At 39.7% G+C, this 13,653-nt stretch carries 14 protein-coding genes and 1 pseudogene; 1 reads left to right on the forward strand and 14 read right to left on the reverse strand.

All coding sequences use genetic code 11. From position 1 onward, the window contains the following. Nucleotides 1-341 precede the first annotated feature (341 nt). Nucleotides 342-718 (forward strand): annotated as a pseudogene (locus Q7O90_RS05590) (transposase); the annotation flags it as partial. Between the two features lie 420 nt (nucleotides 719-1,138). Here Q7O90_RS05590 and Q7O90_RS05595 read toward each other — a convergent pair. The 14 genes from Q7O90_RS05595 to Q7O90_RS05660 form a co-directional block, all read right to left on the reverse strand. Further along, nucleotides 1,139-1,573 (reverse strand): CPBP family intramembrane glutamic endopeptidase, encoded by a 435-nt coding sequence (locus Q7O90_RS05595; RefSeq protein ID WP_304128474.1) that lies wholly within the window; start codon nucleotides 1,571-1,573, stop codon nucleotides 1,139-1,141. 55 nt (nucleotides 1,574-1,628) lie between these two features. Next, nucleotides 1,629-2,198, reverse strand: a complete 570-nt coding sequence (locus tag Q7O90_RS05600) for a DNA alkylation repair protein (RefSeq protein WP_304128476.1) — start codon at nucleotides 2,196-2,198, stop codon at nucleotides 1,629-1,631. Between the two features lie 33 nt (nucleotides 2,199-2,231). After that, nucleotides 2,232-2,456: a CD1845 family protein gene (locus Q7O90_RS05605; protein WP_304128478.1), complete on the reverse strand. Its 225-nt coding sequence runs from the start codon at nucleotides 2,454-2,456 to the stop codon at nucleotides 2,232-2,234. After that, nucleotides 2,449-2,673 carry a helix-turn-helix domain-containing protein gene (locus tag Q7O90_RS05610; RefSeq protein WP_304128479.1) on the reverse strand — a complete coding sequence of 75 codons (225 nt, stop codon included), beginning with the start codon at nucleotides 2,671-2,673 and terminating at the stop codon, nucleotides 2,449-2,451. Before Q7O90_RS05610 ends, Q7O90_RS05605 begins: the two co-directional genes overlap by 8 nt. 18 nt (nucleotides 2,674-2,691) lie before the next feature. After that, complete coding sequence (locus tag Q7O90_RS05615) at nucleotides 2,692-3,150, reverse strand: hypothetical protein (RefSeq protein ID WP_304128481.1); 459 nt, start codon at nucleotides 3,148-3,150, stop codon at nucleotides 2,692-2,694. A gap of 248 nt (nucleotides 3,151-3,398) precedes the next feature. Next, entirely contained in the window at nucleotides 3,399-4,013 is a 615-nt protein-coding gene (locus Q7O90_RS05620) for a helix-turn-helix domain-containing protein (RefSeq protein WP_304128483.1), read from the reverse strand. A gap of 313 nt (nucleotides 4,014-4,326) precedes the next feature. Further along, nucleotides 4,327-4,899 (reverse strand): hypothetical protein, encoded by a 573-nt coding sequence (locus tag Q7O90_RS05625; RefSeq protein ID WP_304128485.1) that lies wholly within the window; start codon nucleotides 4,897-4,899, stop codon nucleotides 4,327-4,329. A gap of 90 nt (nucleotides 4,900-4,989) precedes the next feature. Then, a complete protein-coding gene (locus Q7O90_RS05630; protein ID WP_304128487.1) occupies nucleotides 4,990-6,072 on the reverse strand; it encodes a D-alanine--D-alanine ligase family protein in 1,083 nt (360 codons plus the stop codon). 77 nt (nucleotides 6,073-6,149) lie between these two features. Beyond that, on the reverse strand, nucleotides 6,150-8,084 hold the full coding sequence (gene prmC, locus Q7O90_RS05635) for a peptide chain release factor N(5)-glutamine methyltransferase (protein WP_304128489.1): 1,935 nt from the start codon (nucleotides 8,082-8,084) through the stop codon (nucleotides 6,150-6,152). A 14-nt stretch (nucleotides 8,085-8,098) separates the two neighbouring features. Further along, complete coding sequence (gene rho / locus Q7O90_RS05640) at nucleotides 8,099-9,625, reverse strand: transcription termination factor Rho (RefSeq protein ID WP_304128491.1); 1,527 nt, start codon at nucleotides 9,623-9,625, stop codon at nucleotides 8,099-8,101. Between the two features lie 14 nt (nucleotides 9,626-9,639). After that, on the reverse strand, nucleotides 9,640-11,733 hold the full coding sequence (locus Q7O90_RS05645; protein WP_304128493.1) for an LTA synthase family protein: 2,094 nt from the start codon (nucleotides 11,731-11,733) through the stop codon (nucleotides 9,640-9,642). Between the two features lie 6 nt (nucleotides 11,734-11,739). Further along, a complete protein-coding gene (rsmA, locus tag Q7O90_RS05650; protein WP_304128495.1) occupies nucleotides 11,740-12,615 on the reverse strand; it encodes a 16S rRNA (adenine(1518)-N(6)/adenine(1519)-N(6))-dimethyltransferase RsmA in 876 nt (291 codons plus the stop codon). A gap of 23 nt (nucleotides 12,616-12,638) precedes the next feature. Further along, complete coding sequence (gene rnmV, locus Q7O90_RS05655) at nucleotides 12,639-13,238, reverse strand: ribonuclease M5 (protein ID WP_304128497.1); 600 nt, start codon at nucleotides 13,236-13,238, stop codon at nucleotides 12,639-12,641. Beyond that, nucleotides 13,222-13,647: an FtsB family cell division protein gene (locus Q7O90_RS05660; RefSeq protein ID WP_304128499.1), complete on the reverse strand. Its 426-nt coding sequence runs from the start codon at nucleotides 13,645-13,647 to the stop codon at nucleotides 13,222-13,224. Before Q7O90_RS05660 ends, rnmV begins: the two co-directional genes overlap by 17 nt. Nucleotides 13,648-13,653: the final 6 nt, after the last annotated feature.

Here is a 13,653-nt window from a genome sequence, read left to right on the forward strand (position 1 = left end):
CGAAGCATTACGAATTTCAATAGATATTGTACACTGTCTCCTCAAAAAAATTCTAAATGCTTATTTTGCTATCCCAATAACATTACGAGACATTTCGGAACATTATTTTTTCCATACTGATATCCGATACACAAGCAATCTCTACTAATAGTTCATGAAGACAGTTCCTTTGTCCCCCAAGAATGTTCCTTAAATGTTGAATACTTATAGGCCTTTGCGAAACACCAAAAGCCGTATAAATACGACACTTTTTTGTTACTGAATATAAAAATCTCCTCTAGATCTGTGATATAATGGAGTTGCACAAAACCATAAACCACATCCCTAAAGGAGACATTACTATGATATCACAAAAACAACTATCTTTGGCAGATATTTTTGAAGATTGTAAAGATATTTTTGAATCTGACAAACCTCAGTTTCTTACTCTGCTCGAAAATCACATTGACCTTGATGAAATTATTCCGTTTTCTTTTTACAATCATTATTATGCAGCCACAGGTAGAAATCGAAAATATCCTTTGACTGCTATGCTTTGGGCTTTGATCATTCAACGCCTGTTTTCTATTCCTACAGATTCTCTTTTACTGGTCTTCCTTCATTATCCTGACATCTTAGAGAATTCTGCGGTTTTACCAAAGTTCCGTATGTTTCTAAAATCACTCACTTTAAACAAGATTTTTTATTGGACTTACAATCTGTTTTTGATAAGCTTGTAAAAAATTTATTTTTTTATTTTTTCTACTTACTCAGCGAACTGAAAAACCGTATATTAAAGACAACAGTACTGTAATCAATATACGAATTATAATATGAGACAATTGTAAATTTCCAACTATATAACCGGTAAAAATTACCAATGGAATCATTAACACTAAGGAAAGATATACAAGCCATGGTAGATTCGTGACTGTAGCCGAAATCAACAAAATAGCTCCGATAAAATATAGCAAGTGAATGCTTTGAAAACCTATCTCTTTCATTTCCACAATCACTGCAATAAGAGTCAAAATTGCATACAATGCGATAAATGCTCTAGAAAAAATATTAAGTACAATTTTCAATTTTCTTCCTCCTTTTGAATAAAATTATAAGCAAAACTTTTATATCTTAACAGTTCGATTGTAATTAAACTAAGTTATTTGAGATGATTTATATATATAGGTAACATTATCATCATATATGAAATTGAATTATATCCTATATGAGCAAGGATACAAGAAAATATAGAATCAGTATAAAAATAAAGCAAACCTAAAATTATGCCACATATAAATGAAGGTACTATTTGAGCGATATTAAAATGAAGTATTGAAAAAAGTGCGGCAGATATAAGTAAGGCAACAATTTTCCCATAGTTTGTGGAAAGACCATCAAGCAAGAATCCTCTCATTAAAACTCCCTCAAGAATAGGTGCAAGGATGCAAAAATAGAGAAAACTGACAATCGGCGATATCTTTATTAAACGGATAATTTGTTGATAGTTTTCTTTACTTGATGGAAATAAATCTTCAAATATGGGATCTAATCCCTTATCTAAAAGAAAATAAAATAATACAGAACACCCTAACACTAATGTTATTCCTATAAAGGAAATATTTGAAAACAATTGTAGTTTGAAACTTGTTTTATTCTAATTTCCAGCTACCAAGCTCAATTTTAATCAACTCTGGAAATTTCTTACTAATATCCCTTAAAACATTTCCAACTGATTTTCTCACATATTCGCTTACATCTTCTTTTAAGTTGGCAATTCTTTCAATAGCTTCATTCGGATTATCTTTGAAATATGGTCTACTTGTCCATATTCTTAACCCCTCTGTAACTGCTCTCCTTGTATTAGGATTATTGTTTTTTAACCATTCATCAATTATTGGAAGTGCTTTTTCATATCCTTTTTTCTTGCAGAATTCATCAAATGCCTTTGCCAATACTTCCTGAACTCTCCAATTATCATCTTTGGAAACTTCATCTCTCATAAATACTAAAATATCATCTTGTTCTGATAAATATCCAAAAAGAAATACACCGTACATCCTTACTTGATAAGTAACAGATTTATATGCTAAAAATGCCAAATTCTTAGCATATTCATTATCATTAGATTTATAATCGGTTAACGCTCTTTTCTCTTCCTCTTTGAAACCATTTTCTATCAAAGAAAATTCTTTTTCTAAACTCGCAATATATTCTTTCAAGTTGCCTCTCCTCCTCATAAAATATCTATTTTCCTACAACGCTTTAATCTTCTCATTTATCAATTCAATAAATGCTATCACAGTCGCTCCTATCATCGGAAGCCCATAAGGACTAAATAAAAAACCAATGACCAAGCCCGATATGAGCTCAACTTCTGTTTTATCCGTCCATCTAAGACCTTCTTCAGTTAGGAAGCTATCGTCCGTAAGATTCTCTCCTATCAAATCAATTTTGATATTCTTAAAATAGTCAGTCATTCACATCTACCGCATCTTTCTCATACACGAGTATATCTCCAGGCTCACAATCCAGATATGCACACATTTTATCTAGTGTTGTAAACCGAATAGCTCTTGCACGATTATTTTTTAATATTGAAATATTAGCTGGCGTGATATCGATTGCCTCAGATAGTTCACGAATAGTTATATTTCGGCTGTCGAGGATACTGTCTAAATTTATTTTGATTGACATATTTTATATTCCCGCTGTCTATACTGTTAACTTGTTATCTTCTTGCAGTTCAACGTAGTTGAGTATTAGTTTTCCTACCGACATAAATGCAAATGCACATAGAAGAAATACTATCATCAAAATTGATACTTTTACATTAAATATCTCAAATATACGCTCGCCTTTATTTGATAGTACCCCATGAATTAGCTCGCATGCGAATTCAAATAGAAAGATGTTAGCAATAGATTTGCAAGTCTTTGCTTCTTTTAAGGAAAATCCCTCATTTATACTTGGCAACATCCACAGTTTAGCTATCACGGTAACTATCCCCACTGTAATAATGATCCCATATAAAGCTTCTGTTATAGCTGCAAAGTTTGTAAATCGTGTTGTCAAAATATCTATGCTCCCTAGTGCAACTGCTAGCATAGTTGCTAATGTAAAAACTACCAATATTGATCTTGTTAGCTTAAAAGTTATATTATCCTTATTCATATTGGTGCTCCTTTCGTCTTACGAATGTTACACAGTTAATTTCGAAATGCATTTCCTTACACCTTTAATTTATCTATATCTTACTTCGGAGCATATCGAAAAACAATATGTTTTTGTTTTGAAAATTGTTCTAAATAAATACATATACTTAGATTCTTTTCTATGTAGCCCCGTTAATTCCCACAAAGACAATGGCTCCAAAATTAACTTGGAGCCATTGTTTTTATAAATATATTTACCTTTGCCATTTACTCTAAAGAAATTGTTTTATAAATATGACCATTATAAATAAATGTTATTGCCTTTATTTCTTTAAGTTTCTCTTTAGTAATTGGAAGTTCAGTAATTGGAATTGAAATTTTTTCATTGTGCTTGAATGAAAATTTTGTAAATAAAGAAACTTCTAAAGTATTATTATTAACATCCATATAATATCCACCAATACTTTTATATATAGGCAAATCTGTTTTTATATATAACTTTTCATTAGATATGTATGCACCTACAATTTCTTTTTTATTTGAGATATCATTTATATTACTGAAATAAATCACAACTGACAAAAGAATTATTAATAAAATAAAAATTAAGAAATATAGTATTTTATTTCTCTTACTTATCTTTTTTCTAATAATCGTATCTTCAGAAAGTCTATTCACAATATCACTTTCCTCCTGCAATAGCTCCTTCAGTGGAATCTCCAAAATATTTGAGATATTAACTATTAGCTTTATATCTGGATAATTTCTATTAATCTCCCAATTTGAAATAGTAGATCTTGAAACGTGTAATTTTTTAGCTAAGTCTTCTTGTGTTAGTCCTGATTTAGTACGCTTCTCTTTAATAATTGTTCCAATTTTCACTGGGTCTCCTCCTTTCCTTAATTCTATTTTAAAAAATTATAATATAGCATCCTAGCGTATCACCAATACAAATCCAAAAGAAATTGCCACAATTACTGACATTAGCACCTTTGTGGTTAATATCATAAATTTTTCCCTAGCTTATATGACAAACTTTTAAATACGATATTCAACATTCCCCTTCTTACTAAGCAGTGTGCTTTCTGCATGTGTTGGCACTTAAAAACCCCCAGATTAGATATGCGTCCAGGATTCTGGGCACATATCTTATCTGAGGGTACTGTTATGTTTAGTCAAAATTTATACTGAACCACTAATTAAATCTTTTATGGTACTTTTTATTAAAAAGCCACTGCAAATTAATCTTTGGCTTTTTATCATTGGCCTTTATAAGGAATCCGAAATACTTATACAGCTCATCACTGATAGCTTTCTCATCTATCGTATGTATATCTATTTCATCGTAACTATCATCGTCGTATGCGCTTCTCAATTTAAAAGACTCATCAAATTCATATCTTATCCCTCTATTATCAATATAGATATAGGCATGTTCATCACCAGTCCCTAAGTAAAGTTCTGGTACTTTACCGTCAATAGAGTATGCCTTATTAAAAATAAAAACTCTACCACTAAATGCTCCATCTTTTCCACTTTCCGGCCTGTATACAACCTTGTTTACCTTTGGTTGCTTAATTCTTTCCATATTGTCAATCACTATTGCAAAATCTGGATGTGTCCCTTTGGCATGTTCAATATGCATCGCATAGTAAACTGCGTGTTGCATAAGGTTTCTTTTAACATACCATCTTATAAAGACTACCCCTACTCCCACGAGTAAGCAGCAAGTTATGACAAGAGCCTTCCTTAGTAGTTTATTTTGCATAATCTAATCCTTCATATTTCTTCTGAAAAAAGAAGGCCTATCACCAATTCAGACCTTCTTTTCATTTATCACATACTATTTTTATTTTTATTAATATTTCTCATCATACGTATGCTCTTCTATCGCCAGCTTAATCAAACTATCGAGCAGTGTCGGCTGGTCTATGCCCATGGCTTCCCACAGCTGTGGATACATACTGATATTCGTGAATCCTGGCAGGGTATTAATCTCATTAAACACAACTCTGCCGTCTTCTGTGTAGAAGAAATCCACCCTCGATAGGCCGCGGCAATCCATCGCCTTGAATATCTCGACAGCGTTGTTTCTAATCTCCTTCTGCTTGCTCATCGGGATATCATCGACAACTCTCGTCTGTGATTCAGGATTGTTATACTTCGCATCGTAATCGTAGAATTCACCAGCGGATAGAATCTCTCCCACGCACGATGCCTTCGGATTGTGATTACCGAGAACCGCAACTTCCATCTCTCTGCCGACAATCATCTCCTCTACGAGAACTTTGTCATCATACTTAAATGCATTTTCAATAGCCCCTTCGAGCTCCGACTTCTTCTCGACCTTGGAAGCTCCAACCGAGGATCCCGCCGAAGATGGCTTAACGAACAGCGGTAGCTTTCCGTCATTCGTGCTAAGAGCATTCATTATTTCGCCCTCTCGGTCATCGGCAAAATCCTTCTTCTTAATCACACAGTACTTCGCCTGAGTGATGCCAGTCTCACCCACGATAATCTTGGTAAATGATTTATCCATTCCATTAGCAGAAGCCTTTACTCCAGGACCAACGTAAGGAATTTCAGCAAGCTCAAAGAGACCCTGTACCGTTCCGTCTTCTCCATTATCTCCGTGTAGCACTGGTATTATGCAGTCTATGCGCTTTGCGGTCGCTCTATCCTCTTCATCGAAAACGAGGATTCCGTGTACCGTCGGATCCGCAGGGATGCACGCCTGTCTGTTATCAGGTCTATTTTCCCAAGCATCGCTAGCGATTTCATCTGTACTTGCCTCAGTCAGATACCATCTGCCATCTTTAGTTATTCCAATTTTAGTAATTTCGTAGCGGTCAGAATCGAGTCCCTTGATGACATTTACCGCTGAACTTCGCGACACCTCATGCTCATCGGACCTTCCTCCAAATATAACTGCAATATTCATCATTAACCTCCCACATCTGGTGAATGGCTAAGTTATCCGCACACGTTCTATACTACGGGTAGCTTGCCTTAAAATATTTACTTTTCTTCTGCCTTTTTTTTCCCTGCTATCACGACTCTATTCATTCCTGCCAAATCCTTAATAATCGCGGCTGGTTTATAATAGTGCGTTCTCTCTAGCAGGAATGAAACCGCCTCACCTTGATCGTAGCCTATCTCTAGGGCGAGTACTCCGCCGTCCTTGAGGTGAGCAGCAGCGTTATTTGCGATAACCTTATATGCATCAAGGCCGTCCTCTCCACCATCTAGCGCAAGCCTTGGCTCATGATCCTTCACCTCTGGATCGAGCGTCTCGATAATCTCTGACTTGATGTAAGGTGGGTTGCTGACGATTAGGTCGAACTTTTCATCTCCATCAAGTGAAGAGAACATGTTGCCGAGTGCAAAACTTACCCTATCCAGTACATCGTTAATTTCCGCATTCTTTCTCGCTGTTTCGAGTGCCTTCTCGCTGATATCCGCCAGCTTGACGCGAGCACCTGGTGCTAGCCTCGCAATCGAAATTCCAATCGCACCGCTACCTGTGCACATATCAAGCACCGCTGGATTCTCTAGTTCCATACCGCTGATGATGCCAAGCACCTGATCAACCAATACTTCCGTGTCGAGTCTAGGAATGAGAACATTCTCATTTACACAGAATGGCAGACCCATGAACTCCTGTACCTTAGTGATGTACTGGAGTGGAATGCCCGATGCACGCTGTCCGATTCGCTCGATATATGCCTCGACATCCGCGGTGTCGAGAAGCTCTGTGTCTCTTGTTATTATCTCGTTATGGGTAAATCCAGTTACGTAGCAGAATATATCATCCGCATCTCCGTTCGGATTGCTGATACCGGCCTCTTGAAGTTTCGCTCTCCCCGCTCGAACTAGGTTCTTTACCATAGTTTCATCTTCGCTATACCTCTTATCTTCGAGATTATCGAAAATCGAATCGAGTGCTTCCTCTTCATATGCATCATCTAAGTCGTCACTAACATCTTCATTCTGCTTGCTGATTACACCTGGTTCGAGTTCACCGAGCACAGCCTTTAGCGAAGCAATTGCAACCTCTAGCTGTTCTTCGTCTGGCTCTCTAGTGGTTAGCTTCTGCATCATGAGTCCTGGCCAGCTCAGCACTTTAACTAATGCGCTGTCACTTCTGCCCGCCCACCTTAGGAGCTCATAACTGAGGCCTGCAATTACTGGCATCAGAAGAAGCCTAGATATGATTCGCCATGCTAGATTTGGCCATCCGAGAAATGAGAACAGCACAAGGCTGATAATCATTACGAACATGAGGAAACTAGTCCCGCAGCGAGGATGAAGCGTGTAAAACTCCTTGGCATTTGCAGGAGTTAGCTCAAGACCATTCTCAAAGCAGTGAATCGTCTCATGCTCCGCACCGTGATACTGAAAAAGTCTCTTGACGTCGTTCATCTTAGAAATCGCTAGAACATACACTACGAAAATCACCAGCCTCAGTACACCTTCCGCGAGGTTGAGCAGTATTGTGTTCTTGGTAACGTGCTTTAGCAGGTTTACACTATATGTCGGCATGATTACGAACACAACAATTGTGATGAGCAGCGATATCGCCACCGAGATGCCAATCATGACATTCCACACGGTCTTAGGACTAAACTTATTCTCCAGCCACTGATCGAACTTGCTCGGATCCTCTATCTCCTCTTCAGGCATTGCTTCTTCGAGGATTTCGGATGAACGCATCAGCGTCTTCATGCCCGATATTAGTGAAGAGAAAAAACTAACTATTCCTCTTATAAACGGAATTTTCGTCACCTTAGAAGGTGGCTTGATATCCTCTATCTCTAGCTTTATATCACCATTAGGAAGTCTGACCGCAAGCGACTGTTTGTCTGCACCGCGCATCATTACGCCTTCCATTACCGCCTGACCGCCAATCTTGGTCGGCTTAGCGTCCTTGATGAAAATCTTACTATAATCCATCTTTCCTCCGACTGCTAGAAATTCAGCTCCTTGAGCATCACATCTACGAAGTCCTTATTGCACTTGGTATGGCTCAGGTTGTCAAGTACCTTCTCCGCGACGTCAGCAGGATTTCCTGCCGCCATCTCACGCCTCATCATGTTCATCACGAGATATTCGTTATCATCTAAGAGTAGCTCTTCCTTTCTCGTGCTAGACTTTGCCAAGTCGATCGCAGGGAAAATTCTGCGCTCACTTAGCTGTCTATCGAGGTGAAGCTCCATGTTGCCGGTACCTTTGAATTCCTCATATATTACATCGTCCATCCTGCTCCCCGTATCTACGAGAGCAGTTGCGAGTATCGTTATACTGCCGCCCTCCTCGAGGTTTCTTGCCGCACCAAAAAATTTCTTTGGAGCATGAAGAGCCCCAGGATCAAGTCCACCAGATAACGTTCTTCCCGACGATGGCGTCTCCATGTTATATGCGCGCGCGAGCCTTGTGATGCTGTCCAGTAGAATGACTACGTCTTTTCCCTCTTCTGCTAGGCGCTTTGCTCTCTGAATTACCATCTCTGCTACCTTGACGTGGTGTGCAGGCAGCTCGTCGAATGTCGAATATATTACCTCTGAGCGAGTGAGTGCCCTCTTCATATCCGTAACCTCTTCAGGCCTCTCGTCTACGAGGAGTACAATCATCTCAATCTCTGGATATTTCTTCTCGATACTAGCTGCTATTTGTTTGAGCAGAACCGTTTTACCCGCCTTAGGCTGAGCTACGATAAGACCTCTCTGACCCTTGCCGATAGGTGCGACTAAGTCCATGGCTCTCATCGCCAGCTTGATACTAGTGTCCTCGAGCACGATTCTCTCATTCGGGAATATCGGTGTCAGTCTGTCAAAATGAGGTCTTCTCCTCGCACTAATCGGCGTCTCTCCGTTTACTTCTTTCACATATAGAAGTGCTCCGAATCTCTCACCCTGATTAGGATGCCTCGAGATACAGCGAATCTTGTCACCAGTTCTAAGACCGAACCTTCTTATCTGAGTCTGAGATACGTAGATATCCTTCTCAGATGTTAAGAAATTATTGAATCTGAGGAATCCAAATCCCGCTTCTGCGATATCGAGGATTCCCTCGACCTCTGGACGCTCTTGTTCGATTTCTGTTACTTTTGCTTCGTCTGAGGCATCTGAGGACTCTTCATTCGCTCCTGCCTCAGCCTCTTCAGCCTTAACGGCTTTGTCTTTTAGCGTTTCAGTTTCGCTCGAAGCGAAAGCTTCACCTACTGAGGAAGCCTCTGCAGAGTCATATACTTCAGTGCTTTCACGAGCTTCCGCAACTAGAGCCTCTTCAGGCACTTCAGACTTCTTTATTTTTACTGCCACTTTCTTGGCTCTAGTAGCTTTAGCAGGGGCTGCCTCCTCCCCTGCTTCGCTCGTTTTTGATCTAGCCCTTTTAGCTGTTATTTTATCTTTTTTAACTTCTGATGCCTTTGTGGTCTTTTTAGCTTTCGTAGCCACTGCTGACTCCGTAGCTGTGCTTTTCTTTTCTTTTTCCATTGTTCCTCCCAGGACTATAGCTCCTCATTGCCGCCTATCGTTGATAAGATCGTCTCGTCTTTGGAGTCAATCTGGCTCACTCGTAGCTTCTTAACGTCCTTTTGGTCGATTTTTTCACTGAGGCCGAGCAACGTCGGACTTAGATATACTGTCTTTAGCACTTTTCCATCTAGGCTGACTGTACTGTGCTCCGTGAAATTCTGTCCTTTTATGTAGTATTTCTTGCCGATTGAGATTATGCCATCAATCTTGATTTTCTTGTATCCCATGCGCATCTTTGTCCGCTTATATGGATTCTTACCGCCAAATACATAGTTCTTTCCATATAGCATGTCATAAGCGAGCGCTTTTAGGTTCTTTTCGTAGTCTTTAGAGTTCTTGTCCGCAGTCTGTTCGTAATCAAAGATTACCCCTTGATGACCTAGCCCGACATTCTTAAGAATATCCGCAGTAACTTCGTATGACGTGATATCCTTGTCCTTCTTTTTAAGACCGATGTTGTCCCATATTACATATCTAGTCTGGTAGAGGTCTCCTGTACCGTACTCAGACTCCTTGATATCGAGTGCAGGGATGTGGTCTCCGTAGATTAGCACGACGGTAGGCTCGCCAGATTCTTCTATCTTCTTTAACAAGTCCCCTGTAAATTCATCCATCTCGTGGAGTTCATTCACGTAGTATTCGTACTTCCACTTAGTAGCTTCATCCTTTGCAGTTACCGTTGTATATGGATCCTTGAACACTCGCTCCGTCGGATATGCACCATGTCCTTGTACTGAGATGATATGCAGTAGATCTCTCGTATCTGACCTCTTAATTATATTCATGATATCGTCGGTCATGACCTTATCCTTCGCCCATCCAGTTGGCGTTTTGACGATGTTATTCATGTATTCGAGCGATGTGAAGTTATCAAATCCGAGCGATGCGTAGACTTCATTACGATTATAGAACAATGCTCTGTGGTCGTGCATTGCGTGCGTATCATAGCCATGACTCTTTAACACATATCCGAGACTCTCGAGAGATTGCTCACGGAGCTTGCCCTTATATGGATATTCTCCCGGTCCAAAGAACCTAGAGCTGATACCTGTTAGCACTTCAAACTCCGTGTTAGCAGTTCCCGCTCCGCATGCCGGAACTTTAAACCAACCTGTAGAGTAGTTCTTCATTAGATTAGTGAAGTTAGGCGTTGGATCATTTGAAACCTTGATATTCTTATAATCCTGTGCATAAGAGAATGACTCTAGCTGCAAAATGATAATATTAGGATATTTCTTTGCATCATTTTTCTGCACTAGTGTGGTATTTGTACCATTCTTAGTGTAATTTTCAAGGATTGATTGAATTTCTTTCTTTGAGTAATGGTTTGGCTTCCTGATTCCTTTATTGACAGAGGTATTTAAGAAACAGTACGCAAACCCATAATCTCTATACGCATAGTTGAGGTTACCGAAGAACGTGCTTAGCGCCTTAGTCTCAATCAGACCGAAAGTGCCACCAAAGCATGTTGCAATTGCTACAACGATTATACCTAGCTCTTTCTTGTAATTTAAGTTCGTCCACTTATAGCAATTTATGTAATAAAGCACGACTATGAGCAGCGCAACACCAATAATCGCAGCCCCTAGAGTTATCTGCGCCTTCGAATAATATGTGGTGAGTAGGGAGAAGCCGTCCTTAGTGTTTTGCAAGTCATATAGTGTGAATGGGGTCATTCGCTTGAGCAAGATGACACCGTTGACAGTTCCTAGAATCCCCCAGACTGTACATAGAATCAGAAATGCAAAGCCACGCTTTCTGAACATAAGTGCGAGGCACATCGTTGTAAAGATAATCAAACAGTTATATAAGAAAATGATCGGATGCTTGAATAAAAACATAACGCCATCGAAGACACCACTCGTAATTCGTGCAAATGTCTCGATGTATAAGTTCATTAAAATTGATGCAATTGCAAGCTTTAAAATAAACTTTCGATCATGTAGCTTTCCGTCATTTAATTTCGGCACCTTCTTCGGAAATCTCGCACGGTACTTGTCGTGCACCTTGTGTGCGCCACCCTTTATCTTTGCCAGAACCTCTCTACAGAAATTCTTAACTTTCATATTAAGTTACTCCTTCCAAATGGAATTGGATAATTCCGCAAATTCTTCCATCGTAAGCGTCTCCGCCCTGCGCGATGGGTCTATATTAGCACTCTCAAGTGCATGCTTTATGACGTCTTTGTTAACATCATCTAGTGCTTGTAGGGAATTTAGAAGCGTCTTACGCCTCATCGAAAAACCGGCTTTTATGCACCTAAAGAAATTGTTTTCATCGTTAACTTCTAGCGCTAGCTCATCTCTCATATTGAGCCTAAGCACCACCGAATCCACTTTTGGCACCGGATAGAATGATTCGCGTGAAACATCGCAAATCTTATCCACTGTACACCTATAATGAACCGCATAGGTAATCGCCCCGGCTAGCTTCGTTCCTGGATCGGCTGCAATTCTATCGCCTACCTCCTTTTGCATCATAACAGTAAGGCTTTCAAATCTCGCCTTAGACTCAATCAGCTTAGTGATTATCGGCGTCGTTATGTAGTATGGTAGGTTTCCGACTATTCTAGTCTTCGTAAGACCATGGGCTCTCATGCTTTCGTCCACAATTGATTTGATATCAACTTTTAGAATATCCTCGTGGATAACTTCAAAGTTATCATGCAATGCAAACTTAGTGCGCAGGATAGGGATTAGCCTATTATCAAGCTCTATTGCGATAACGTAGCCAGCAGCATCTATGAGCTCGGTTGTAAGAGCACCTTCACCCGGCCCAATTTCGACAACCAAAGTCTGCTCATCTATTTCACTACCCTCTACTATGTCGTCTATTACGTTTTGGTCATTTAGGAAGTTCTGTCCGAGACTCTTCGCGTGCTTAAAGCCATGCGGTGCCCGTCCACTACCGGAGTTATACTTCCCTTTGTGTTTCGATTTATTTCCCAATTTTTTCTCGCTATTTCTCAGTTTTATGCATTAGTATTTAAATTTTCTGCCTCGACCTTTATAAGTGCTACTTCGAGATCTGTTTTAGATATTCCAAATCCGTTTAGCTTTCTTAGAAATGCTTTTCCGTTTCCATACCCTATTCCGAGCTCTGCCCCCACATGTTCACGAAGCACCGAAGCCTGCTGTCCTCCGACGAGCTCCAGTTCATTAAGATCGTCCATAGTGATGTTGTCTAGCTTGGCACTCTTGGTGATGCCATGAACTTTAGTTAACGCCTGTCTGATGGCATCTGGTGCAGCATTTTCAACTCCGATATCATCGTCCCTAATTGCCTCTGCTTTTGGTAAATATGCATGCAGTGCTTTCGGAAATTTTGCCGTTAACTTTCGCCTTATTTCCTCACCAGAATAGTCGGGATCAGTCAAGATAATAATACCTTTTTCGTTATATGCTTTCTCGATCAGTCCCCAGGTCCCACTCGTTATTCCAAATCCATGCGTTGCAATAATTAGCGCATCGCAGGCTTTTGCTACAGCATCGACATCGTCACGACCTTCTACGACTATCGCCTCGTTTATGATCAGCCTATCCGCTCTCTCCAAATTATTTGTCTTTTGCATTATCCTTATCCTTCTCATTAGGAAATACAAATAGGATTTCATCTGGATCAACAAGCCTTAGCTGCTTTCGAGCCTGTTCCTCTATATACTCCTTGCTGTTTACATTCCTGAGCTCAATTTTGAGTTCTTTTCTCTGTTCTATGAGCTCTTTCTGCTTATGCTTAAGCCTTCTATTCTCGAGCTCAAGTTTGACTATGTTGCGAACTGACGCTGCGAGCAATAGCAAAACCACAGCCACAATTATCAAATTGCGCCTGTTTGCAGGTTTTGAAAAAATCCCTCTTATGCCGGATTTCTTCTTTTTCTGTTTTTTCCTAGTCGTCTTCCAAGTTTCTCTGCTTTCAGTTGAGGCTGCGGCCACCCTATCGGATGACCTCAGCTCTCTGTTCTTCTTTCTGCTTTTGCTCATTAAAAT

The sequence above is a fragment of the Mogibacterium diversum genome, assembly GCF_938028775.1.
Classification (GTDB): domain Bacteria; phylum Bacillota; class Clostridia; order Peptostreptococcales; family Anaerovoracaceae; genus Mogibacterium; species Mogibacterium diversum_A.

Coding starts and splice junctions, on each gene's coding strand:
- Q7O90_RS05605 (WP_304128478.1), bottom strand. CDS start 2,456: ATGACTGACTATTTTAAGAATATCAAAATTGATTTGATAGGAGAGAAT.
- Q7O90_RS05610 (WP_304128479.1), bottom strand. CDS start 2,673: ATGTCAATCAAAATAAATTTAGACAGTATCCTCGACAGCCGAAATATA.
- Q7O90_RS05615 (WP_304128481.1), bottom strand. CDS start 3,150: ATGAATAAGGATAATATAACTTTTAAGCTAACAAGATCAATATTGGTA.
- Q7O90_RS05625 (WP_304128485.1), bottom strand. CDS start 4,899: ATGCAAAATAAACTACTAAGGAAGGCTCTTGTCATAACTTGCTGCTTA.
- Q7O90_RS05630 (WP_304128487.1), bottom strand. CDS start 6,072: ATGAATATTGCAGTTATATTTGGAGGAAGGTCCGATGAGCATGAGGTG.
- prmC (WP_304128489.1), bottom strand. CDS start 8,084: ATGGATTATAGTAAGATTTTCATCAAGGACGCTAAGCCGACCAAGATT.
- rho (WP_304128491.1), bottom strand. CDS start 9,625: ATGGAAAAAGAAAAGAAAAGCACAGCTACGGAGTCAGCAGTGGCTACG.
- Q7O90_RS05645 (WP_304128493.1), bottom strand. CDS start 11,733: ATGAAAGTTAAGAATTTCTGTAGAGAGGTTCTGGCAAAGATAAAGGGT.
- rnmV (WP_304128497.1), bottom strand. CDS start 13,238: ATGCAAAAGACAAATAATTTGGAGAGAGCGGATAGGCTGATCATAAAC.
- Q7O90_RS05660 (WP_304128499.1), bottom strand. CDS start 13,647: ATGAGCAAAAGCAGAAAGAAGAACAGAGAGCTGAGGTCATCCGATAGG.